Raw genomic sequence first — 24,773 nt, 5'->3', positions numbered from 1 at the left:
AAATCTTTAGTCTGTATGATCGTATAAAAAGCGTTCTTTTTAATACGTTTGGCCTTCCCACATACAAATCAGGTGTGTACATTAGCCGATAGAACCTGCGATTTAGGTCTTCTATCTATATATTCTATATGGGCTATATACCTATATGGCTAACATTTATCACTAGCATCGGCTTACTTGGCTTTGTGATTTGAGAACTAAACGGCGCAAATGTTTCGGCAGGTGAGGACACCAGCCAATAGAACGAATGCATCTATATAGCAGGACGAGATTACAAATCTCGACCAACATGAAAAATCTATATTTCCTATATACCTATATGGCTAACATTATCCTTCGACTCCGCTCAGGATGACATCTTTTGGAGTTTCCGCGGGTGAGGACACCAGCCAATAGAACGAATGCATCTATATAGCAGGACGAGATTACAAATCTCGACCAACATGAAAAATCATTAAAATAGATCCTTATTTCCATCCTAGAATTAACTTGGTTGTTACAAAATTGCCGCTAATATTGGTGCTAACATTGTCGTTTATCTTATAATTGGCCAAGTTATATTGTAATTTAAATTGAAGAAATATTTTTTGTCCAATAAAATATCTCGCACCTATCCCTGGGTCGATAAAGAAACTTTTAGTGCCAATGCTTTCTTCATCATCTGGTACGAAAGTTAAATCACCAAAACCAAAGCCTCCAACAGCCTCTAAAGCAAAGCGATTTTGGCTGTACAGTTCATGACTATATTGTAATGAAATTTGTGCGCCGATATATTTATTACGTTCGAAGAGTTTATTGTTACTTTCTAAATAAAGTGTTTTAGTCTTGGTTAGGTTGCCTACCAAGTCGAAATTTACGGCTAAAGCGCCTTTACCACTTTTTAACTCTATTAATAAACCACCCATTAGTGGGCTTCCCATTACCGAGTTTTTGCCCGTACCGAACCAAGTGCCAGTATATACGCCAAAATACAAACCATTTTTGTTAATATTAGGATTAGTTTCTTGTGCCCATAATTGATTTGAAAGCCAAACAAGCACTAATACCGAGGTGATTATTGTTTTTTTAATTTTCATATCTAGCTATTTATCTGTACTAAAATATTTAAATTATTGAAGTGAAAATGATAAGGTTATTATTCGTTGGGCAGGAACCTTTTATCTGTTGCAGTTTTTCTATTATTCGTTTAAAGGTTAGTTTGCCGAATTTTAAATATCAGCTTGTAAAACTAAAGTAACTTCTTGTTTTGCTTTAAAATTTCCACAATCTTTTTATCCAGATTCAGTTCATCAGTATCTTTAAAAGCTTTGCCAATTTGGTAAGGTCTGTTGTTAGCGCTTATTCGATAAAGGGAATAAAAATTCTCACCCGATAGCCCATAACTTAAAATCACTTTATGCTTTTGATTATAGCTAGGATTAACAATTTTGTTAAAATTTACAACTTTAGTAAGGGTATGCTTTTGGGTATTAATCAAATACAAGTTGTAGTAAGCATTACCACCTCTTGCGCCAGTATCTTCAAAAATGAGTAGGTCTTTCTTGCCATCATTATTAAAGTCTTCATAATTAATATTTTCGGGAACTAAACGCATTTGCACTTGCTCTTTCCAAAATATTTCATCGGTTTTACCGATTTTACCAAAGTAGATGTTGCTGATTTTAAGGCCATCTTCTTCACCGTCTTTTACCCCATATTGTACTGCAAATACATAATTTTTATCAGCAAAAGGATATACATATTGCCATACTCCCTTTGCATGAGGTTGATGAAAAACCTTTTTTTGTGCATAGGAATTTATGCTTAAAATGGCAAAGAACAAAATGAAATATCTCATGGATTGCTATGTCTTTTTGGTTAAAATGGATTTTTTATTTTTGATGTATAATTCGCTACATAAATTAATATACTGTGAAAGTACCTGATCAAAGTTTGATAGGTAAGTTGGAGCAAAAACCATTTTTCGTTTAATTGGCGGCATGGCAATTAACTTGTTCTGATGATCATCCCAATAATTCCAATTGCCAATGTAGCTATTGGTTAAAAGATTAACACTGCTTTCGCCACTTCCATCGTTATTTGCTGGTCCAAATTCATATCTTCTCATCCCAATAAGTTGCATTTTTTTTTGAATAGCATTGTAACGAAATTGGCAGCTATAACCAGATCTCATCCAATTATTGGTAAACTCGAAGCTCTCTTTTTTCGCTTTTATTCCAGATGAAATCGGGTCGATTTCCATTTGTTCACTTCGTAAAGGCTTAAAGTTGTGCGTAGATAACTTGACCACGATCAAAGCGTTTTCCCTATCAAATATTACGATGTCTTTTTTTGCATCCTTATCCAAATCAATACGCAAGGTATCAGCACGCTGTTCGTTTTGCGCATGAGTGAATAGGGAATAGGTGCTTAACAAAATATATAAAAAAGTAAATTTCATATTAATTACTGTAAGATTAAATTTTGACAATCAATGGTTTAGTTGTAAATCATCGCGATTACAATTCAAAAGCAATAAAGGTCATTTAGTTACTTTTTTTAACGTTGAAATTTGTTGCAGCACAAGCACTATTGAATTGAATAATATTACTCTTTATTAGCTTCAATTTTATAATCTATATAACCTTTCTTTTGTTGATATTTCCATAATTCAATATTGTTTTCCATGTATCGGGAGGGCGTGTCAATGTAATTTGCTTTGGCGTCGAAACCATTTTTATAAACCGCTTTTAAGCTATCACTTAAATTTTCGAAAGCATGTTCAAAGTATTTTTCTCTAGTTAAAGTTTTCTCGTAGTACAAATCATCCTTATTTGGATTGGTAGGTTTAAGTTTTTTTCTGAGCAATTCTTTTTCTAAATAAATACCGCGAAGCCATATAATTAAATTGCCATTATTTGCCAAGGCGATTACAAAACTCAACCCTTTTTTTTGTCCATTGTAAGATGAAAGTTCAAAAAACTGTCTGTTCTTTTCTGCCAGTTTAAAAAGATTCAAAATTTTATTTTTTGGCAAATTCAAAGTATCCGAATAAAAGTTTTTATCTCGATAAGAAAAGTATTTAATAACCAATTGCAAAGGCAATCGTTGCGAACGAGCATGGTTTGCTGTGCTATAACTAACACCCCAATTGGAGGTAAAATCGTTTGCCTCATCTCTGTCTGCACTTTCAAAATCATCATTTGGCAATACAAAATAGGCTTCACTAACATGCATGGGATAATTTTTCGGTGTACTCACCGCAACCGAATAATTATACCTTTCCCAATCTCTGTAAGCTATTTTTCTGTAAATAGTACTCGAAATTAATATAACCGCTACAATGATGTAAAAGATATTTAGCTTATTTAATTTCATATTGGTTAATTTTTAAATCCTTTGCCCAATTGCCAAGCATACCAGAGCAGGCCTAAAACAGCGATGGAAATAACCAATAAGATACCGAATACTATTTTCGCCCATCGATAGCCCTTGCCGTGGTAGGTGAAAGCATATCCACCTAACAAAACTGTTGAGGAAATGGATAAAACGATGATGAACATGACACCATCTGGATCTCTTTCTTTACCGATTGTGGTGGATAAAATTAAGGCTAAAAATATGTTCAACAGAATTAAGGCAATAGACAAATTGCTATTCTTTTCCTTTTGTATCTGACTTGGTAAATTTTCCATTGACTATGATTTTTCAGCTTTAATGAGGTCTGTTAACATTAAATTGAATTTTTCTGTATTGCCTCCGCATCCGTTATAAACAACTTTTCCAGCTTGGTCGATAATTATTTTGGCTGGAGTACAGAAAACATTATCCTTAACTTTACTTTCTTTATTTGGCCCTTTTGTATTATCAATCTGCGTAAAGGCTAATTTGGCACTTTCTACTTGTCTTTTAAGTTCAAGATCGTTATCACAAAAACCATTAATTAGCGCAATCATTGGGATTTTATCGCCGAATAATTTATGTGTATTGTTTAGTTCTGCAACTAAATCGTAGCTATTACTTTTAATCAGATAACTTCTGTCATAAAAAAAGATAACCCAATATTTGCCTTTAAAATCTTTAGAATTGAATGTCTTTCCGTCGGTAGCCTTTGCTGAAAAATCTTTCGGCTTTGCATTTTGCGAAAAATCAATTTGGTTGGCTTTATATTCAGCAATTTCCTCTTCCAAAGTTTTTTCTTTTTTTGCTTGGCTACAAGCAACTATTGTTAAGGTAATTAAACACAAAACAGCAAGATGGATTTTCTTCATAGCAGTCAGTTTAACAATCGAAATTTTCATAATGTGTGCGTTCTAACCGTTCTTCTAATTCTTCAATTTCTTTAGCGTTGATGTTTTGTTGGCTTAGCGAAACCTTGAGTTGCCTTTTCCCATCAGGACTAATCCAGATTCCATCCAAATGATGGTCCGTTTTTTTTAACAACAAAACACCAGTGAAACGAATTTCGGTAAAACAAAAATTGCCTTTATCATTATTTTGGTTGAGTAGTTCGATCCAATTTTTACCCTTTCCATATTGATAAATGGCTTCGTAAATGTCGCTACCTCCACAGTTATTTGGCAGTTGTTTTAAGTAAAGCCGAATTGGTCTGTTATCAATGGTCCCTTGATAAAAATATTGCTTGATTTCTTGGGCAGACAGATTTGCCGTAGAAAAAAGGAAAAGAATTAGCGTATAAAATAAAACGCGTAAAGGATGTGTTAAATTTGACATAGCGTTAAGGTAATGATTAACTAAAATACGTTTCTGCTGTAAAATAGTTTTGGTGAATTATTATTCGCAAGTAGTAAGTATAGAATCGCCTAACTCGAGTTATTATTCGTGTATCTCGATAATTGACTATCGAGATAGAAATGGTTATGATGGTTCCGTCATTTATAATGCTTTTAACTTCGATACAGCGGCAATGCTACTCTCTTTTACAATAATTACCTAGTCTTCTTTTATTTATGCAGTAGATAAAGATTGGCGTTCTTGAGGTTTCTTTTCCTCCGAAATTCCTTTTTCATTATCTTTTATATTTACTAAAAGCGTTTCTTCCCAAATTTTAAATTACGTTTATTTAACCATTTATTCCACTTTATGTCCAAAATTATCCTTCGACTCCGCTCAGGATGACACCTTTGGAGTGTCGGGTGGGTAAAGACACTAGTCAGTAGATCGAATGTTTAGGTATTCTATCTATATTTTCGATATACCTATGTGGCTAATATTTACCTTTCGACTCCGCTCAGGATGACATAACTAATAGAAACCACCCCCAACCCCTCCTTGAAAATAAGGAGGGGAGTTGCCCTTCAAAGTTGGCAATACTTTACCTGTCCCAATGTTATTAACTTAAGCCTCAATGTTGTCCGTCTGAGCGTAGTCGAAGACCAGTTGAATGGTCGAATAAAAACAGTCTATCCTTCGACTCCGCTCAGGATGACAATACAAAGGATGACAAATGGTTTTTGCATCTTGCTCTAACCACCCTGCTATCTGGCATAGGATATGTTGAAAGGAGAAAACGTTAAAAGCTTTTTGCATAAACCTTTCAATCTGGCAAATCCTAAGGCAACGCATACTTTCCGATCCTTCATCGGAACTTGTGTTGCCGCAATTAAAGCTTTTACGAGTTATCCGACAACAGATCCAAGCCTTGATTTTTGGTTACCTTTTTATCAAGAAAAAGGTAAAAGCCTCTCGGCGGCGGTGAGCCGAGGCAAGCCATGAGCAGTTGAGAAATCTATATTTCTATATGGCTAACATTATCCTTCGACTCCGCTCAGGATGACGTCTTCTGGAGTTTCGGCAGGTGAGGACACCAGCCGATAGAACGAATGTATCTATATAGCAGGACGAGATTACAAATCTCGACCAACATGATAGATCGAACGTTTAGGGATATGATCTATATTTTTATATGGCTAACATTTATCCTTCGACTCCGCTCAGGATGACATCTTTTTGAGTTTCGGCAGGTGAGGGCACCGGCGGATAGATCGAAACAAACCGCATCAAGCAGTTGGTGTAAATTCGGAATTTTCCATAAAATAAAAAATCCCCTAACTTTCGTTAGAGGATTATAGTGGTGATCCCGCTGGGATTTGCACCTCGTGCTAAAATCAGCGTTTAAATAGTATTATTGCGGTTTTCGATTTTGACTCACCTAATCACTCACCATCTTTTTCGATACGTTTTAGCTGCAATTGCTATAGTGTAAATATAATCATTCTTTTTAAGATAAAAGGATTTAAATTACTAATCACTATACGGTTCGACTTCGGCACTGAGTACTGTAACTGTACCGGATTAATGACTGTTCGAAGTTTTTACTCCGGTTTTCTTATGATGTAACTTGTTGTTTAACTGATCGATAAGAGCAGCTGCCTCGTTGAGTTTTTCGGTTCGATGTTCCACCCCGTCAAATACCCATCTTTGCTTATAAAAGCCATTATCCCCTTTCCTTGGCGAAGGAAATGCCGTTAAAGGTCGAGGCCATACCGAGGTACAGCAACCTCAATTTCTTTTCGCCTGACAGTGGTAAACCTGTCAAACGTGAGGAACTGCAAATCCAGCAGAAGACCGAAAAATCGATGGGTAAGGACAAGGAACACGGCAAAGGCCAGGAAATGGCAATGTAGTGATTTCAAGGAACTTGTAATCATTGGCGATGAGAGAATGCTATGAATTTTTTCAGCATATTAAAAACGGCGACCGGTTGGTCTTCGTTTTTTAGGGTGTCTGAATTAGTGCTATCTTTGCGAATAATAAATTTGACGTTAGATGCAAGCTCCAAAATCATTACCCAAACCCCAAAACTGGCAGGACTTTGAATCGCTCTGTAAGAAATTATGGGGAGAGATTTGGAAATGTGAAGAAATAAAGAAAAATGGTCGTTCCGGACAAGCCCAGCACGGTGTGGATGTTTACGGTAATCCCCGTGGGGAAAAATTTTACTACGGTATTCAGTGCAAGGGAAAAGATGAATACACGAACAAGCATCTCAACGAAGAAGAGGTTCTAACTGAAATTGAGAAGGCAAAGGAGTTTGTTCCCAAGTTGAAAAAACTGTACTTCGCAACTACTGCTAATAAGGATGCGGTAATAGAGGCTTTTTTCAGACAGAAAAATCTGGAACACATTGAAGCGGATTTGTTTGAAGTTCATTTATATAGCTGGGAGGATATTGTGGATTTGATCGATGAGAATAGAGAAACCTATGCTTATTATGTAGAAAGCCAAAACTTCAAAAGCTCAAAAGAAGTTGATGTTACTTTCGAAAATGGTGAGCATGAAATAACGCTGAAGCCTAAATTTAGGCAACACGTCAAAACCTATGTCAAGGACTATACTGCCGAGCTGAGAAATTCCCTAGTGGGCATGTCTCACCTTTGGGAGTCAAACCCCGCCTTTACCAAACTTTACCAAAGTGCTGTTGCAGCAAGAATAAGGATGGCAACAATAAACTTAAGCTATGTAAGCTTCTGTATCAGAATACATAATACCGGTTCGGAACCGCTTGAGGATTATAAATTAACTTTCAAGATACAGGATGAAATACAAGATATTTCTAAGACAAATGTCAAGGATGAGTTGACCATATTGTCCCGCATGTTCGCCCCAACAACTTACGTGGACAATGGTGATATGTCTGGAGAGCTGATACCTCGAAAAAGTATTCTTGTTGGAGATGATGAATTTCAATCAACTGAAATCTTTATTAAGCCGTTCGCGACAAAGGCAGAACTGAATATTAGCTGGAAATTACTGTCTAAGCACTATAAAAATAGCGGAACATTAAGAATTAATATCGAGCCAGAAATTAAACGAACAATTCAACAAATCACTGTTGATGATGCTGAGCAACAGAGAGAAGAGCCAGGTGAGATCAATGACTTTTTAGAAGATAAAAAATAACCGAGATTGAAAATTACAGATGATGAAATGGCTTTGGCCAATAAATGGTTTGAGGATAGGAAAAAGCAACTCTCTTACATTAATACCTGCAAAGCACTATTTAAAGAATTCAAGGCTGGAAAATTAGTTGAGCTAACACCTATATGGCATTCCAGTGTCGATAAAATCGACCTTAAATCTCAACCTCATCAACTCAATGAAGAGCTATTGGTTGAGGGCTTTTCTTTTATTCCAAATGTGGATATGGAGGACCTCTTGCAATCATTTCAAAAAGCATTTACTCCATTTATAAGGGACAAAAAGATTTTCAACTCAAAGGGTTTTGTCGACACTCAGACTTGTAGGATTATTGAGGAATGGCTTAGCGGCAAACCATTAATCCCGCCACTCATCATAATGAATACTTTGCTAGATGAAACCTATCCAGCCGACGGAAAACATCGGTTAAAGATTGCCTATTATCTAGGTGCTAAAACGCTGCCGATTATTGTACCAAATATCCACAAAGAAAGAGTACTCGAATTAATAACCAAATCTAATTAGCCCTAAGCTTTTATTAATCTGGGTTTGAGCATTGGACTGTCCACTTAAATGATTGTATTTGCTTACCTTTAGTTATTGTCATTAACTGTCAACATGTTTGAATTATCGGATAGCTATAAAAGTTTGTATAGGTAAATGTTAGAAGAAACGCTCACGAAGGAAGAATTAGAGGCAAATACACGAAGAAAATACTCTTTGATTGATTTCATCGAATCAGGTGATTCGATACTGATGGCTGGTGCGGGTTGCTCGGGTATATTGTATCCTGCATGGCCCGATTTTGTAGTGGCATTAGAAGCAGCCGCGTTAGCACACGACCCTGACTTTAAAGGTGATCCAAAAGATTTTTTAGATTTTGCGGATAAAGTTAAGGATTGCCTGGGCGACGATAAATATTATGCGTTCATCTACAAGACCTTTAAGCCAGGTGCAACTACACATGAACAGTTTCATGAAATACTTTGCAGGCTTCCCTTCAAAGGAATTACGACCACAAACTATGACACTATTTTAGAATCTGCGCTCAACGTAATTGCTCCGGCAGCAAGTCATTCATTACATTTTGAAGGAACTACAAAAGCAAAGATACACGAGTTTTTGATGTCTTTGAACCACAATAAAAACCTTCCTAAACGTGTAGCACATTTACATGGGATCTGTGGAGAAGATGCCAGTATTGTACTGGGCGGAAAAGAGTATTCCTCAAAATATGGTTTTTCTATTACCAATCAAAAAGACACTTTATACGATAAGGTAAAAGATGGAATGGTGAAGGAAGAATTTCAGAGTGCTCTTATCAGGTATGGATATGAATGTCCACTCCGACGTAAACTGTTGTGGGCTCTTTTAGCTACCAGAAGGATTGTATTCATTGGTTTTAGCATGACAGATCCCTATTTTAAGAAGATGCTTGAATTTGTGAAAGAGGACGTAGGTACTTACTATTCAGAATCACACTTTCTGGTTTTAAGGGTCACAAAAGGTAATTATAAAAGAAGTATGGACTATTCGCAAAGATTGAAGGATGATTACGGAATCGAAACTGTCTTTTATTTCGATGAAGAAAATGATTATGGCGGACTCCCAAAATTCATCGCTGAACTTGATGTTATAAATGAGCCAAAACAAGTTACAAGCAAGATTGCAGAGGAAACATTGCCCCTGCCAAAAACAGGAAGCAGTATTGTCAGAGACAAGCTATTAGCTATAGCAAAAAAACAGAATTCAGATGAAAATTAATAGGCATGATTTATTAGAAGAACTGTACGATTTCGCTTTGAATAATGGCGGTATGGTCATTGGCAAACCTGGAATTGGGAAAAGCTACTTGTTGCGGCAATTGCAGAATAAGTTGGTAGACAATGATTTTCTTTGTTTGACCGTAAAAATTGATAATGCAGCTGATAGCTCCGATGAAGCAATTGAAGCGGAATTACAACTCGATGAAAATTGGATCACAACATTAAAAGATGTCGAGTTGATCAATGAGCATAAGGCTGTTCTGATATTTGATTCTTTTGATGCGGCACGTGATGAAAATAAAAGAAAAGGCTTTTTAAAGCAAATTAAAAAAGCCAAGGTAGCATTAGCGCATAAGTGGAACATCATAGTTAGTGTAAGGACATACGATGCTTCTAAATCAAAAGACTTGGAAAGGATATTTGCCAATTCTAGCGGAGAAATTAGCTTTAACAAAAAGAAGTATATACATGAATTAACAGACGACGAAGTAAAACAAGCTTTTACTGACAACAACATCTTTAATCAATTGTACGATGAAAGCAGCGCAGAATTGAAGGAGATTCTACATGTTCCGTTTTTTCTGAAAATTCTGGAGGACATCATAATCAAATCTACATTGGCTGAACTGGAAATTGTTAAAAATTTCAGGTCTGAGATTCAATTACTGGAAGCATATTGGCAAATTAAAGTAATTGACACCGAAAAGCACTTAATCAAAGAAAGATTTTTATTGAATTTCACCAATAACCTTATTGAAAGTAAGTCTCTGAGCTTTCCAAAATCTGAATTACTGAAGTCAATTAATGATAGCGATGTGGAGGTTTTTGATTATTTGAGAAGTGAGAACATACTCGATGAGATTTCGCATAACAATAGCCGTATATCTTTTTCGCACAACATATTATTTGACTACGCGGTGGGAAGATACTGCCTTTCCGAAGATTATCCCACGTTACTGGATTTTATTACTAAAGATACCTCAAGGCCATTTTTCTTCCGACCAAGCTTCATCTACTTTTTTACGACAATGTGGTATGGCAATAAGGATGCATTTTGGAAAATTTACAACAACCTCGCAATAAGCGAACAAAAAGAGATTAAGCTTTTTGTCCGGTTAATTGTCAATGGAACGATTGCCTATGAATTTAATGACTTACACGAACTTCAACCTATTCTATCTAAGAATGGTACTGATGCTGGTAACGAGCAGATTGGGAATTTGTTGCAATCTATACGCTTCATAAGGACTAGGGCAACTTTAAGGGATATACAACTGTTAAAGGCACTTTCAGGAAATTTGTCATTACGATATCTTTTTGAATTTGCATTTTTACTGGAACGTGCGATAGTCGAACCTCCACGCGAAGCCGATCCAAATTGCGGAATTGCTGCTCGAAACCTTTTGGATTTTATCTTGGTGAACAGAACAACGGAGTATAAACAGTTTGTCGATAGAATTGGTGCCACGCGAGGTGTGGAATTAGTGGCCAGGACATATAGCACTGATATTACGGAATCAGAAAAGATATTACGTAGAGTTTTCAACATCATTGATGAACCTGGATTTGATATTTATTACTTTACTTATTTGGCAGAACACATTAAATATATCCTAAAATTTGACCCAAAATTTGTAAGTGATGTTTACTATCTGATTTTTGACCATACTGAGACCAGTGATGAAAAAACGAGTATGGGAGCTGGCGTTGTCATGAGTTTAATTAGTAATAGACGACAGGACTTTGAAATGTGCTATTACAGGTTACAGAAGTTTTTTTCAGAATTTTTATCTGCTGCGCCCCTAATTGCAACCGCCACTGGAATAGATATTGTCAATAAACACCTGATCATAAAAAAGGTACGAATTGATAATGATGAAATTGTTCACTTTGACTATAAGGGTATCAAATCAATGATACTACCCGATTATTCTTCTATATGGGCAGAAAACAGATTCGGGAATAAGCAGGAAGCGATCGCTCAAAATATCATAGACTATATTGAACAACTCCTTTTAAAAGACCAACTTGACAAGGCTAGAGAGATGATATTGGTGTACGTGTCCAAGTCACAGGTTGGCTACCTCTGGAAATTGTTGTTTAGGCTCGCTGCAAAATATCCCAAACAATTATTTGATGATATTTATCCCCTCATTCTAATACCCCAGCTCGTATCCGCGAATGAAACCATATACGAGGTTAATGAATTCATTCAGAATTCTGCTGATTTATTGAAAGATGTTCAAATCGGCGAGATTGAGGATGCAGTATTTGAATCCTTTTCCGAAGAACGCCATCGTTCAATTCAGTTGTTATTGTCTATGTTGCCAAAAGATAGATTGCAAAGAGATCGCTCAAAGGCATTTATGGAGACACGAGAGATAATTTCCAATGAGCCAAGATATAAATCAAGCTCTTCAGTTAGTGCATATTCTAATGATGAATGGTTGGCTGATCATGGTGTAGATCTATCTGACGAAAAAAACAAGCAACTTACGGTGAACATAAATAAACTGGATGCATTCAATCACACATTCTTAAACGAAACGCCATATTACGAAGAACACAAGGATTTTCTGGAACTCGCAGAAAGGACGTTTAGTCTTATTGAAAATGAGAAAGATCTTCCTAAGGACCTATTTTATTCGACCTTGAATGCAGTTACGAAAACCGCAACGGCATTTTCCAAGGGATTGAATAATATTCCTAGGAAAAATTTCAAGACGTTAAAAAAAATTATCTTTTTTGCCTTTAGGTACGAAAGTCCATATGATAATGACCAGATAGCAAATTCTCCAGCACACGGGTATTCCCCAACGCCGAGAATTGAATCGTCGAGTGCGCTCATCCCAATCTATGAACATGAGCCGGACGAAGAAATTTTAGGGCTGATCAGAGATGCTGCGACCCACATAAATGGAATTATCCGTTTTAATGTAATAAGGGAATTACCTTTATTGTTCAATAAAGCTTATGATTTATATCAGGATATTTTATTTGAAAGACTAACAAATGAAGAAGATTCATTTGTTTACGCTAGTCTCCTTTCTGCTATATATTTCAAAAAAAATAGGGTGGTTGAAGATGGCAAAAGAGTTATAGAACTTATCAATGAAAAGAAAGATCTTTTAAGCTCAAGGAACGAATTTGTTGAAGCTTATGCCGATCTACTCTTATGGTTTATCAGTAACCATGATATTCCTGAAGCCTTAGTCACCTTAAAAAATGCCTATAAGTATCCTGAATTTTGCAGGACTGTAATATTTAAACTGTTTAAAACAATACAAACGTACATTCCTAGATCAGAGTTCGTTTCTGAATTTAAGGACTATACAACTAAAATTGAGGTAGTCAAACATTACATTGCAAAAGCAAAGGAAGAATTGCAGGTTGAAGGAGATAACGTCAATCTTGAACTCCCTGGAAATAAAAATGCAATAGAACTATTCGATGAGGTCATCTTGCGAATATATTTTGCATTAGAGCCAAAGCAGCGGATTAGTAACTCTTTAGATTTAGACGCTGATGATGAAAATAGAAAGGACTTGTATTTTTTAGTAAAAAGTGTTTTTGATGACATTATTGACGTTTCAGGTGGTATTACAAAAACAGGCTTGATAATTGGACATACGGCACATTACTTTATACAATGCTTAAATTCTTCACTGTATTACGATCCAAAGGATATTCTGAGGATGGTAGCTGATATCACAAAGTATTCTATCCAGGCTGGTTATACTTTTGACAGCTTTGCTATAAAAGAGATAGTTAAGTTAACAGAACAGCTGCTTGCTGATCATAGGGACTTGTTATTGCAAGATGATTGTTTCAAGGATCTACTTTCAGTTTTGGACATTTACATAAATTCTGGTTGGGTTGATGCTTTGGAATTATTATGGAAATTGGACGAGATATTTAAGTAATGAGTTGAGAAACGATGTAGGGTTTACAGATTTCCTACAATTTTCGATCAAACAATGTTGAATTGAAATTTAACTGATGAAATCTCTATTATTGTTTCTTTATTATAGTTTATTATGCAAAACTCTCCATCTGTTTTCTTATCCTATTGCTGGGCGAACCATGTTGAGGCCGAAGAAATTTACAATGACCTGAAACAGATTGGTATACTTGTTAAAAAAGATAACCACGAAATTGCATACAAAGATAATTTAAAGTCTTTCATGCGTTCGATCCGGGATGCAGATTATGCAATTTTACTGATCAGCAAGGAGTATTTGGAATCGGTAAATTGTATGTACGAGGTTGGTCATTTGTTAAAGGAAAAGGATGTAGAAAAGAAAATTTTGCCTGTTGTAATGGATGGCACTTCTATTTTCAAGCCGCTTGATAGGCTAACCTATATTAGGTTTTGGGAAATGGAGAAACAAAACCTCCAGGCAAATCTACAAAACATCGATCCTGTCAATGCTTTGGAAGTCTATGCTGATCTAAAAATTATTACTGAGGTGGCTCAGTCTATAGACGGATTCATCCAATTTGTTTCTTCAATGCTGACTGTCAAGCATTCTGCCTTGCGCCCTGCAAATTACAGGCCTTTACTTGATGCCATGGGCTTTGAGGATGTTTCCTTCCTAACTGATTTGATTGCAGTAATCCTTCACAAATCTGTTGAAAAGCGTGAATTATTGTTAGATGAGTACATTACTAAATATCCCCTAAATACTTTTTACCATACCTCAAGAGCAGTTACCTACTCAATGTCTGGAAAGTTTGAGCAGGCTAAATTTAATTATCTGCAAGCCATCAAGCTAAAATCTGATAATTATGAGGCTTTGAATAATCTCGGTCTATTGTATCAGGATGTTTTTCAGAACGTTACAAAAGCACAGGAATGTTTCGAAAGTGCAATCAAAGCCGAACCAAAACTTACCGTCGCCAGACTAAATCTGGCTATTTTAAGGTCGAGATTTTTTAAAGATGAGAAAGCGGCAAAATTTCAATATGACAGAATTCTCAGCTATGATCCTAAGGAACCCAAGGTCCATAACAATTTAGGTAATTATTACAGGGGTGTTAAAGGAGTAAAAGCTGATGATTTAAAGGCGGAGTATCATTTTAAAAAAGCTATTGAACTTAATCCTGAATATATTGAAGCCTATATGAACTATGGAAATTTTTTGAAAACCCATGGTCAGTTAGAGGCTGGGAACACTCTTTATAGAAAAGCATTGGAACTTGATAAAGATGATAATTACGCGCCTATGATCAACGTGTTATTAAACACTGAGAAAGGATAAATCATAAAATTGCTGCTTGCTTAGGCTGATCAGCAAAAATCCAATTATTATACGTTATGGAAATACAAATTAGCATCTCTGTAAGAAATCCAGACTGGTACTGGAAAGAAGACAATTATCAGAAGGAATGGATAGCGATCAATGATGATAAAGTTGATAAATATAATCCTTCGGTAACTTTTAAAGTTGATGCTGAAGTACAGCATTATGTCAAACAGGAATCTGATGAATATACATTTAAGATTGCAGACCCAGCTAAGGAAATCACGGTAGATGTTCCATTTAAGGAGGTAACGATTCAGGGACTGGATGTGACTGAATTTGTTTACGCTGACGGAAGAACACCAATAGTCATATCAAAATCCATTTTACATAACGTGATGGCCGCACAGAATAACGGGAAGGGTAAATTCTATTGGTATTATTTTATCAAGGAGAATGCAGACTACGTGAAATTTCAGGATAACATCTGGCTCTCACAAGAACATGCGAATTATCTTGAAAAGCAATATGCGAATTTATAAAAGTCTTAAGTGTGTTAATTCGCTATAATTTTGATAGCCGTTGCCTTGGATTTTTAACCGGCATGGTAAAATTACGGTTCAGCTTGCTGCGCTTCGCATCACCCAATTTTTTACATAAACGAAAACGTAGCCTTCGTGCCTCTGGCTACAATTTCCCTGTTTCTAAGTATAGTCTAAGATATACGATGCAAAAATATTGGTTTTACAGTTCTGCCCTTGTCGAACAAAAAGAATTTCTGTATGCTCTGGTTGTAGGCAATAACAATGATCAAATAAACATTTCCAATCTTTGCCTTCGCTTTCAAAGGAGCTGGTGTAAAACCTAAGGTCAATTCCGCTGGCGATAAACTCTGTGGTACCACAAACGGTACTATAACGTTCTTCAATCTGCCCTGGAATTCCTTTTTCAGGATTTCATAGTTTCTGGTGATGATCTTGAAAATCTCGGTTGAATTGGGATGCGGCGGTATTTTCTCGTACCTACGCTTTCCCCTGTTGTAGCCGTTAGCCCATCTTGCCGAGAAATTTCTTGAATAATTTTTCAAAATCAGAATTATTGAAGTTGTTTTTTATCTCATCTGCCAGCCAGTAAATGATGTTTTTTATAGTTATCTTCTGGTTTTCAGAGAGATTTTCGGCTAGCTTCCTTTTCCAGACTTCTTTACCCTTCTCTAAATTCTGATATACATTTGCCCTGCTTTCTTCCAGGGAATCACCGTTCTTTAATGTAGAAAAATGAAGTCCCCAATAAACATAAATATCCTCTGATTCAGTCCCCCCTGCATTTTTAGAAGCTATGAACAGCGCCTGGCAGATAGGTATTTCGAAACTGTACTGATAAAAGGATGTGGCGCAGGAGATTGCAACTTTGTTGTCTATGCGCCAGCAGGTTCCAATATATCCTCTACAGCCAATCGATAAAAACGAATCGGCCATTCTACTCCATGACCAACACGTGTTATTAAAAATAAAAGGAATGCCATCACCTGCTAAATACTGTATCAAACCATGAAAGGTAAAGTCTGCACAAGTTATCCCGGAACTATCAACGATAACCTTATTCTTGTTTAGGGTTTTCATCTTATCTTTAGGGCGTTCAAAAATTGCCCTGTACATCGTAATAAATAGTTCGTGAGGGTAGTTCTGCGCTTTTCTATCTTCACTGTGAAAATCCAGCCCGTTTAATTTTCGTGGATAAATTATTTCAGTTACCTCAATTTTGTCATCAATGTCGCCAGGAGCTAAACCCAGTATGAAATCATATACTACTGTATGTTCTGTACCATTATCGTCAATAAATATTTGTTCTATTGTTGATCCGCTCACTTGTCCACCATGACTAACAATGTGATATATATCATATGGATAGAATTCAATGCTCCTGCTCAAATTCCGTGAAGTGGCTTGCTTACCATTAATTTTTTTGACGATTACTTTTTTTGATGCAAAAATGGAATCAAGATCATTTACTTCTTCCTGATCAAATTTCTCAGGGGAAAATATAACAGCAGAGCCAAATTGCTTAACGTTTTCTGCGATAATGTTATTGATTATAAAATGATCTGGTCGTTTTCTTAGGTGAACGTAACTCAAGGGTAGGTGATTACCAATTATTACAGAGTATGGCAGTCCTTCTGTAAAAAAAGTTATAAATCTGAATACACTCAAATCCAAACCACCTAATCTAGATTTTACAAGTTCTTCGAGTGTTTCGTAGGCAGTATTATCGCCCAATTTCCAAAGCTGAATCGTTAAAGCAATCTGTTCCTCAGTTTGCTCTATTGATGGTACAATATATACATCAGCTCCAATTGCAGTTGCATAATTTATAGCGATAACTCCGCTGATATTATCAACATTTTCAATTATGACCAATCCCTCTCTATCATTAAAGCTATAGTCGATTGTCTCAACATTTTCATCGAATTGCAAGATACAATTTGTCTTAATGGCTTGTGACAACCCATATAAAACGTCACTTTTCTTGCAACTGAATTTCCCCTTTGCATTTGGCAAAAAAGGATCTAATTGAAAAGAAATTTCATCGATTGTATTTAGTTCAATAATATTTGATCCCTCTACAAAATTTAAAAAACTTTTCTGCTCATCTGTCAAGCCTACTAGCAAAATGTTCTCATATGTTCCAACTCTTGCTTGCACATTATTGATATATGCAGAAAGTTCAACTGCCCTTTGGCGAGAAAGCGCATGTATATCAATATTGTCACTAAAATTAACATCTTCTGGTTTTGGGGCAGAAACGAATGGGAATTCAAATACCGATAAGTATTCTCCTGAAACAGCAAAATATGAGGAAATAACTGCAGCCAACTCTATATTTTCCCTGTTTATTACGCAAAGGAAGCTTTTGTTTAAAGATGGAACTTCGTAATTATACATAAGAGACAATTTGTTCGTGTATTTATAATGATAAAATTAATGGTTTTTAGCAACAACACAGTGATGAATCTTCAAGAGCTATGGAAGAGTTATGGATAGTTGCCTTACTAACAGGTCTTTCATCTGATGAAATAAGAATACATCACAAAAGATATGCTTAGATTCCCAATCCCAGTTTGCAGAGATTTTTTTAAGCGCTTCACTGTAGTACTTTTCGCAATCATCATTTTCATCCATTAAGAACGCCATTTTTTTAAGATAATCTTCCAATATTTGAGCATTGGAATCAACTGATAGTAACTGGGCAAACTTTGATAGGAAAGGGCCAAATTTATCGTCCATTATTGCGTCGATGTTTTCCGCATCTTCTTAGATATCATCATAACTGAATCCATCTTTGAATGGCAATAAATCAGATAGGCCTGAAACAATCGGTTGGCTATCAGGAAATTCAACTAACGACATACTGAAATCTTCAGTTAATTTTACTTCAGATGAAGGCTTATTAAAAAACAACTTCCATGCAAGACTTTTTGTAAACCTTTGAACCGGCACCATGTAAGAGCCAAGATCCATTATTACCCTTGTAATAAACTGGCTATAGATGTTGTAAGGATTTTCTTTGCCAATTTCTAAAAGATCCTCTGGAGAATATCCAAAAACACTAGGCGTTTCAGACCAATCTCCACCAAGCCCCTCGAAACTTTCAGTAAATGGCTTTGGATATAGGTAATTAACACCTAATTTAATTGTATTTAACCACTGCTCTGGATTTTTTTCCGCGTTTGGATAGGCAAAATTTGTGATAATAACACCTGGACTGTTCAAGGCTTGCTTTGCGAAAATGGATGTTACTACTGGAAGCGTTTGGAAACTGGTTATTGTTCCACAGAAATCCAGGTAAAGAATGTCAAATTTTATTGGGAATAGTCAAGGAAGTTTTGGATTTTCCCTTTGTGTATCTTGATATAGGGGAATTCTGATTCCAAAGCGGAGACAACTGCCGCTGTATAAGTGCGATTTTCTGATTCAAATGCCCAAACATTTTCTGGTAAAATACCTAGGCTGTTTAACACTCGGATATCGTTTTCTGGATTTGGTCCTGAAAAATAAGCAACTTTTAATTCTCCAACATTTTTAGTTCTATTGTTGAGCTCAAAATAGTTCTCCCATTTCAATAAGGCATCATCACTTAACTTAGATGCAAAACTTTTATCATGTGAGCTCCCATTTTCCAGAAGAAAATCTCTAACTCTTCTAACATATCCTTTATCAATTAAGGTTGCAGGTTTTTCATTATTAGTAAGCGCTTCTATCGCATTTTTTAAAGTCTCTTCACGGACGGTGTTTTTCTGTTCCTGATTATAAGCCATATACAAAAATATCCAAAATTAGGATATAAGAGAAAAGCAGCAAAATTTCCAGTTATATACTGTATTCAATAAATTTACCTCAACCTCTCCAATGATACTAAATTGAGGATTTGCACCCATTTTAAAATACGAGTGTTACCTCTTGATTTTCTCAAAGATTAAAAGATTATTATTTTTTGATGTTGAATTTTGGTAAACTTGGAGAGTAATAATCAAAATTCTAAATGCACCTCTCCTCAATAGACATACTAAATTACAAGGGAATAAGAAATCTTAACGTTTCATTTAACGAAAAGATAAATATCATAATTGGTGAGAATGGTTCCTGCAAGACCGGTCTAGTTGATGCTATTCGGTTGATGTATAGTATGGGTAACCCCAAAAAAGAAATCTATGTGAGTTCGGATGATTTTTTTGTTGATAGTAAAACCGGGCAAATAAGTAAAAGGATAGAGTTATGCTATAAATTCAAGGGGCTTTCGGAACTAGAAAAAGGAGCATTATATGAATATTTGGTACTGGATAATAAGGATCCAGATTTAGATTTTGCTCAAATTACACTGATTTATGAGTATCGTGATAAAACCTATCCAAGATCATATTATTTCACAGGGATTAATACTGAGCAACGAGCCGATTCTGGAACATTTGATATTTTTCAGCATTATTATTTAGGCGCGTTGCGTGATAGCACAACAGATCTGTTAAATGCTAAAAAAAATATGCTTGGATCTGTGATAAAGCGTCTCGTCGAACGGGGAAAAACCGAAGAAAATTTCAGGAAGATTATAAAAAATGCAAATGAAGAACTGTTAAAGCAAAACGAAGTATCGGCCACCAAGGCAAGTGTAAATAATCACCTTGATAACATCTTCAAGATTTCTCAGGATAATAAAATTGGTCTTAGAATAGAAGAGTCTGCAAAAATTGAAAGCATAGTGAATGTAATAAAGCCTTATCTTCCCCATGATAAGAAGCTTTTAAAAGATGACGGATTCCAGCTCTGGCAGAATAGTCTGGGATTCAATAATCTAATTTATATAGCTATTATTTTAGGGGATATAACAGAAAGAATAACTGATAATCCGGCACAACATTTTGCCTTGTTGATAGAGGAACCAGAGGCTCATTTGCATCCACAGCTCCAATTGAACCTATATAATTTTCTACGTGATGCTGGGAAACCAAATAATTGTCAACTATTTATTACATCACATTCTCCAACACTGACTTCTAAAGCATGTCTCGACAATATAATTTTACTGAGAGATTCTGCTGTAAATATCGGCGGTTGTTTTGATAATCGTGGTCATGAACGTGTCGTGGAACAAATTACTGGCAAAAAAGTTATGCATGATGAAGATTTTGCGGAACGTAAAAAGCAATTGGAACGATATCTTGATGTTACCAAATCGCAATTGTTTTTTGCTCGCGGAATTCTCTTTGTCGAGGGCATTTCAGAAAAATTGCTTCTAAAGGCGTTTGCTGAGTTTGATAGCCACAATTTGGATGATCACAGATGTGAACTGGTTAGTGTCGATGGTGTTTCATTTTATGCATTTATGCATCTGTTTAACTCTATTACGCCAGCGAAAAGATTGCCTCATTTGGTTGCCGTAATAACAGATGATGACCGCTACGCAAAACATAAGAATTCCTTTAAAAACCTTACAGATAATAATTATAGCAATTTGGATGCTTTTCATTCAGGACTGTATAATGCAATGATTAATAATCGGACAGGAAACCTAAGATCCACGATTAGAAACACAAAAGGTAACATTAGACTTTTTACAGCATTCAAGACTTTAGAGTATGAAATTTCTCTTGCGAATATTGCGGCAGACAGGAGAAAATTCAACGATAATTTTCTGGTCAGGTATTTAAATGTTAAGGATCCAGTTAGTTATCAAGAGATTGTTAATTACGTAAATGCCTTGCCTAAAGATCAACTTTCCGCCACTGAGATACAGAAGGTTGCTATCTTATTATGGAAGTCACTTCCATCTAAGGCAACTTTTGCTCAGGATTTTTCTATGGAATTAGAACAGGCATTAGAAAGAAAGGACGATATCGTATTTTTTGTACCACCGTATCTATCTAAGGGTATCAAACATGCTATTGGTCTATGAAGTTTCAGGTAACAGAGGATAACTCCCCATATTTGGATGCGAGAGGAAAGATTATCCTTAATGCATGCCCCGGAAGTGGAAAAACAAGCGCAATTGCCTATAAGCTTTCACTAATGAATAAGGAAAGTGCAAAAGATTACGGGGCATATTCTGGAATTGCCTGTTTATCATTTACTAATGTTGCAAAAGAGGAAATTCAAGAAAAATTTAGTGCTATCACTGGAAATCAAATTTGCTATCCTAATTTGATCTCGACTATTGATAGTTTTATTAACCAATACATTACATTACCATTTTATTATCTATTGGGTTTAGAGTCTCCCAGACCTGATATTATGACCACTGTAGGGTTTTTAGATGAAGTACGATTGGGTAATTTTTCAAACAAAGCTAATCAACCGCTTTCTCGAATCTACAAGCCATCAGAACTCCTTATTGAATATAATGGTTCTTATAGCTGGAAAGGCTATGTTCCCAAGGAAGAATCTGTCGATCTTGGGGTTTTTAAACGATACGCAAAAACCTATAAAGAATGGCAATTCAACAAAGGTTACTTGAATAATGACGATTCCACTTACGCTGCATTCCAATTACTTAAAAGATATCCCTCAATAGCAAAAAGCCTAATCCAAAGATTTCCATATTTTATTATTGACGAGGCACAGGATACGTCTGAAATACAGTATGGTATTTTTGATGCTTTGGTGGCAGCTGGTCTACAGCACTTGGAGTTTGTGGGTGATCCTTATCAAAGTCTATATGAATTTCGAAATGCAAGGCCAGAACTTTTCTTGAAGCGCTTTAACGATAGTGAAAATTGGATTTCAATAAATTTTAATGATTGTAGACGATCATCACAACATATAGTTAATACATACAGTTCTCTCCGGAATGATGGTGAAAAGAAAATTCTTTCTATTAGTACACATGAAAGCAACCATAAGGTGAAAGTACTCTTATACGATGATACAAAACCCAATGAGCTTCTTAACCAATATTATAAAATAGTAAATCCAGACGGTAAAAATGTGATTCTCGTTCGTGGTAAGACTCATTTAGAGCTATTTGGTGCTTTTTCTCAACCGGATAGCCCATGGAAATCTGAATTGGCAAGCATCCTTATCGAGTCAGCTGGCCATCTCAAGCAAAATAAATTAAAATCATGTATCGATTTGCTGAGAAAATTTCTGGTTGAGATTAAATTTCCAGGAGCAAATTATTATGATAAGAAAAAGCGAATTGATGAAATTTTTGCAGATGGAGCGACCAACATTCTCCTGTATTCGTTTCTACGGGCAATGCCTAGTTTAGATGATACCATAGGAGCTTGGAATAAGAGTATAACCAAATGCATAAGTGAATTCTTTGAAATTGAAATTGATCTTCAACTTAAAAAAAATAAAGGTAAACCCTATTATGAGCGAAATTTAATGTCGCTATACTTTCCTGATGTATCAAGCGTTTATCCTGTTTCGACGATCCATAAGGTAAAAGGCATGACTTTTAGCTCCATACTTTTAGTTTTAAGTGATGGTGGTAACAATAATACTTTGTCTTTAAGTGATTTCTTTTTGACAAATGAATTTCTAACGGAAAGCCAACGGTTATTATATGTAGCACTATCTAGGCCTGAAACCCTCTGTTGTATCGCAATTCCTGATCATATCTCTATATCAGAAATTGTCGCTAGGTTAGGAGTAGATTTCGAATTTGCGTAGCGAAGTTTGATTTCATGAGTTGTAAAAAATAAAAAAGTCCTGCTCCGATAGAAGAGGGAAATAATTTCCTAAAACAGCTTAACTGCTTCTATTGACCTTCATTGTTTTTAAGCTTGTTACTTCCGCTCTTACTTCTTGAGCCAAAACTTTGACCTCTTGATAACCTTACTTAAAGGAGTTCCAGCTGCTTTGTTCCCTTTTTGTTAAATGCAGCTGTTTAATGAAATATAACAAATCTTGACAATGAAAAGATGTGAACTTAATTCTAAAATAGCTATAAGTGGCCTTTATAGTGCTACGTTTTTTGGCATTTCCCATTAAGTCATCAATATTTAAATATGACAATGGAGAGTTTTCACCCGTTCTTTAACAATTAATGTATCTGATTTTATGCTATTGACATCCGCAAAAATTGGATAAATGCAATTTTTACATTTAAAGTAATAAAAAATTCAATTGTCAAAAAAATTGTATTCAACCCATCCAAAAAACTATTCAAAAATATTTAATATAAGCCTCGATTTGGTTTATTAAACTCGAGTTTATCTTGCATTAAAATCGATATCGCTTTTATAGCTTCGATAGGTTGAAAAAACTTTTTATATTTTAGTATTGAATAAAAGTTTACTACATATGAAAGGCCTAACTCAATATTTAACCCGCCTACAGACTTTCAACCTCCGCATTATTACCAAAGGAGAACTGAAAGCGCCTATAAAAGAGAATAGAGAAAAACAAGCATATAGCCTTGCGCACGAAACACATTACTATGATTCATTTAGTTATATGAGTGAAATCAGGGTATTAAAAGATATGGCGCTAATTGATCTGCTTTCCCTTAATGACATTAGCTTAAAGAGAGAATTTGAACAGCTCAAAAAATTAAAGGATAGGTTTAAACTGATATGGGCAAATTTCCATGAGCATTATAATGAGTTTAAAGATGAATATCCCCGAAATTTCATATTTTCGATCCAACTCCAATATTTGTTCATCGTTAACAACCTGCAATCAGACTACAAGGATATTTATATAGGTGATGAGTTTGTGGAAAGTCTGCTTGATACTTTGAAGATCAGGGACAAGTTTTTAAGTGAGCTGGTCAACGAAATCGATGAAATTATAAATCCCCGTGAAACGTTCGAGGAATGGATGGCTAAACAGGAAAGCCCGAAACAAACTGAAGATGTCGCCCCCGAGCAACCCCCAAAAATCCCATATAATCCCGAAGCGGGTCGGCCAAAATTCAATCGTCAGTTTACAGGTGATTTTCTGAAACTGATAAAGACTTATTTTTCAGAAGAACATTTTGTACAGCTTACTGCACTTATAAAATTGGATGAACAGCCTATAACCCAACTGATTTTTAATGGCAGAGGCAATCAACTTGCCGATGCTTTTAAGCAACTCTATGAAGCGAACCTGATTGTTGGATGTAATAAAGCAGAGCTTGAAAAATGGGTTCTAAAGCACTTTTTATATAGCATCAGAGATAAAGTAAACGAATATACAGAGGGCTGGCTAAGTGCGGTCATATCTTCTGATACCAAGGTTTGTAAATCACCGATTTTAGAGGTAAGGATAAAAGACAAAGTTCCTTTTCTGGTTCCAACAGTCCGAAACAAAAAAAACAGTAAATATTAGTAGGGAAACAGTAAGGATGCGGTTTAACGTGTTGT

General features: G+C 35.6%; 23 protein-coding genes. 11 read left to right on the top strand and 12 right to left on the bottom strand.

Going from position 1 to position 24,773, the window contains the following annotated elements; genetic code table 11:
* Positions 1-467: 467 nt before the first annotated feature.
* The 7 genes from ACZZZI_RS17530 to ACZZZI_RS17500 all read right to left on the bottom strand — a co-directional run bounded on the left by ACZZZI_RS17530 (position 468) and on the right by ACZZZI_RS17500 (position 4,713).
* The gene (locus ACZZZI_RS17530) at positions 468-1,076 is read right to left on the bottom strand and encodes a hypothetical protein (RefSeq protein ID WP_463490322.1); all 609 of its coding nucleotides are present in this window, start codon (positions 1,074-1,076) and stop codon (positions 468-470) included.
* 152 nt (positions 1,077-1,228) lie between these two features.
* Positions 1,229-1,837: an XAC2610-related protein gene (locus ACZZZI_RS17525; protein WP_463490320.1), complete on the bottom strand. Its 609-nt coding sequence runs from the start codon at positions 1,835-1,837 to the stop codon at positions 1,229-1,231.
* Between the two features lie 6 nt (positions 1,838-1,843).
* Positions 1,844-2,440: a hypothetical protein gene (locus tag ACZZZI_RS17520; protein ID WP_463490318.1), complete on the bottom strand. Its 597-nt coding sequence runs from the start codon at positions 2,438-2,440 to the stop codon at positions 1,844-1,846.
* Positions 2,441-2,586: 146 nt separating this feature from the next.
* Complete coding sequence (locus ACZZZI_RS17515) at positions 2,587-3,357, bottom strand: DUF2931 family protein (RefSeq protein ID WP_463490316.1); 771 nt, start codon at positions 3,355-3,357, stop codon at positions 2,587-2,589.
* Positions 3,358-3,362: 5 nt separating this feature from the next.
* Complete coding sequence (locus ACZZZI_RS17510; RefSeq protein ID WP_463490315.1) at positions 3,363-3,674, bottom strand: hypothetical protein; 312 nt, start codon at positions 3,672-3,674, stop codon at positions 3,363-3,365.
* A 3-nt stretch (positions 3,675-3,677) separates the two neighbouring features.
* A complete protein-coding gene (locus ACZZZI_RS17505) occupies positions 3,678-4,250 on the bottom strand; it encodes a peroxiredoxin family protein (RefSeq protein ID WP_463490313.1) in 573 nt (190 codons plus the stop codon).
* A gap of 10 nt (positions 4,251-4,260) precedes the next feature.
* Complete coding sequence (locus tag ACZZZI_RS17500) at positions 4,261-4,713, bottom strand: hypothetical protein (protein WP_463490311.1); 453 nt, start codon at positions 4,711-4,713, stop codon at positions 4,261-4,263.
* Between the two features lie 780 nt (positions 4,714-5,493).
* On the opposite strand from ACZZZI_RS17500, the gene ACZZZI_RS17495 reads away from it, so the two are divergent.
* The 8 genes from ACZZZI_RS17495 to ACZZZI_RS17460 all read left to right on the top strand — a co-directional run bounded on the left by ACZZZI_RS17495 (position 5,494) and on the right by ACZZZI_RS17460 (position 15,471).
* Positions 5,494-5,715, top strand: coding sequence for a hypothetical protein (locus tag ACZZZI_RS17495; RefSeq protein WP_463490309.1), 222 nt, complete (start codon positions 5,494-5,496; stop codon positions 5,713-5,715).
* Positions 5,716-6,449: 734 nt separating this feature from the next.
* Positions 6,450-6,626 (top strand): hypothetical protein, encoded by a 177-nt coding sequence (locus ACZZZI_RS17490; RefSeq protein WP_463490307.1) that lies wholly within the window; start codon positions 6,450-6,452, stop codon positions 6,624-6,626.
* Positions 6,627-6,768: 142 nt separating this feature from the next.
* Positions 6,769-7,902, top strand: a complete 1,134-nt coding sequence (locus tag ACZZZI_RS17485; protein ID WP_463490305.1) for a hypothetical protein — start codon at positions 6,769-6,771, stop codon at positions 7,900-7,902.
* Between the two features lie 6 nt (positions 7,903-7,908).
* Positions 7,909-8,445: a hypothetical protein gene (locus tag ACZZZI_RS17480; protein WP_463490303.1), complete on the top strand. Its 537-nt coding sequence runs from the start codon at positions 7,909-7,911 to the stop codon at positions 8,443-8,445.
* Between the two features lie 135 nt (positions 8,446-8,580).
* A complete protein-coding gene (locus ACZZZI_RS17475) occupies positions 8,581-9,684 on the top strand; it encodes an SIR2 family protein (RefSeq protein WP_463490301.1) in 1,104 nt (367 codons plus the stop codon).
* A complete protein-coding gene (locus ACZZZI_RS17470) occupies positions 9,674-13,609 on the top strand; it encodes an NACHT domain-containing protein (protein ID WP_463490299.1) in 3,936 nt (1,311 codons plus the stop codon). Before ACZZZI_RS17475 ends, ACZZZI_RS17470 begins: the two co-directional genes overlap by 11 nt.
* A gap of 114 nt (positions 13,610-13,723) precedes the next feature.
* Entirely contained in the window at positions 13,724-14,947 is a 1,224-nt protein-coding gene (locus ACZZZI_RS17465) for a toll/interleukin-1 receptor domain-containing protein (protein WP_463490297.1), read from the top strand.
* 56 nt (positions 14,948-15,003) lie between these two features.
* Positions 15,004-15,471, top strand: coding sequence for a hypothetical protein (locus ACZZZI_RS17460; RefSeq protein WP_463490295.1), 468 nt, complete (start codon positions 15,004-15,006; stop codon positions 15,469-15,471).
* A 173-nt stretch (positions 15,472-15,644) separates the two neighbouring features.
* On the opposite strand, the gene ACZZZI_RS17455 is transcribed toward ACZZZI_RS17460, so the two are convergent.
* From ACZZZI_RS17455 to ACZZZI_RS17435, 5 genes are all read right to left on the bottom strand, one after another.
* Positions 15,645-16,016, bottom strand: coding sequence for a hypothetical protein (locus ACZZZI_RS17455; RefSeq protein ID WP_463490293.1), 372 nt, complete (start codon positions 16,014-16,016; stop codon positions 15,645-15,647).
* Positions 15,976-17,871, bottom strand: a complete 1,896-nt coding sequence (locus ACZZZI_RS17450; RefSeq protein ID WP_463490291.1) for a hypothetical protein — start codon at positions 17,869-17,871, stop codon at positions 15,976-15,978. Before ACZZZI_RS17450 ends, ACZZZI_RS17455 begins: the two co-directional genes overlap by 41 nt.
* A gap of 78 nt (positions 17,872-17,949) precedes the next feature.
* A complete protein-coding gene (locus ACZZZI_RS17445; protein WP_463490289.1) occupies positions 17,950-18,213 on the bottom strand; it encodes a hypothetical protein in 264 nt (87 codons plus the stop codon).
* 27 nt (positions 18,214-18,240) lie between these two features.
* Positions 18,241-18,699, bottom strand: a complete 459-nt coding sequence (locus tag ACZZZI_RS17440) for a hypothetical protein (RefSeq protein ID WP_463490287.1) — start codon at positions 18,697-18,699, stop codon at positions 18,241-18,243.
* Between the two features lie 89 nt (positions 18,700-18,788).
* Complete coding sequence (locus tag ACZZZI_RS17435) at positions 18,789-19,244, bottom strand: hypothetical protein (protein WP_463490285.1); 456 nt, start codon at positions 19,242-19,244, stop codon at positions 18,789-18,791.
* 224 nt (positions 19,245-19,468) lie between these two features.
* Here ACZZZI_RS17435 and ACZZZI_RS17430 point away from each other — a divergent pair, with 224 nt between their 5' ends.
* The 3 genes from ACZZZI_RS17430 (at position 19,469) to ACZZZI_RS17420 (ending at position 24,738) form a co-directional block, all read left to right on the top strand.
* The gene (locus ACZZZI_RS17430; protein ID WP_463490283.1) at positions 19,469-21,376 is read left to right on the top strand and encodes an ATP-dependent nuclease; all 1,908 of its coding nucleotides are present in this window, start codon (positions 19,469-19,471) and stop codon (positions 21,374-21,376) included.
* Positions 21,373-23,094, top strand: a complete 1,722-nt coding sequence (locus ACZZZI_RS17425; protein WP_463490281.1) for a UvrD-helicase domain-containing protein — start codon at positions 21,373-21,375, stop codon at positions 23,092-23,094. Before ACZZZI_RS17430 ends, ACZZZI_RS17425 begins: the two co-directional genes overlap by 4 nt.
* A gap of 633 nt (positions 23,095-23,727) precedes the next feature.
* Positions 23,728-24,738 carry a hypothetical protein gene (locus tag ACZZZI_RS17420; protein ID WP_463490279.1) on the top strand — a complete coding sequence of 337 codons (1,011 nt, stop codon included), beginning with the start codon at positions 23,728-23,730 and terminating at the stop codon, positions 24,736-24,738.
* Positions 24,739-24,773: the final 35 nt, after the last annotated feature.

This window comes from Pedobacter sp. AC190 (assembly GCF_979258025.1).
This window is presented reverse-complemented; position numbering and strand designations above follow the sequence as displayed.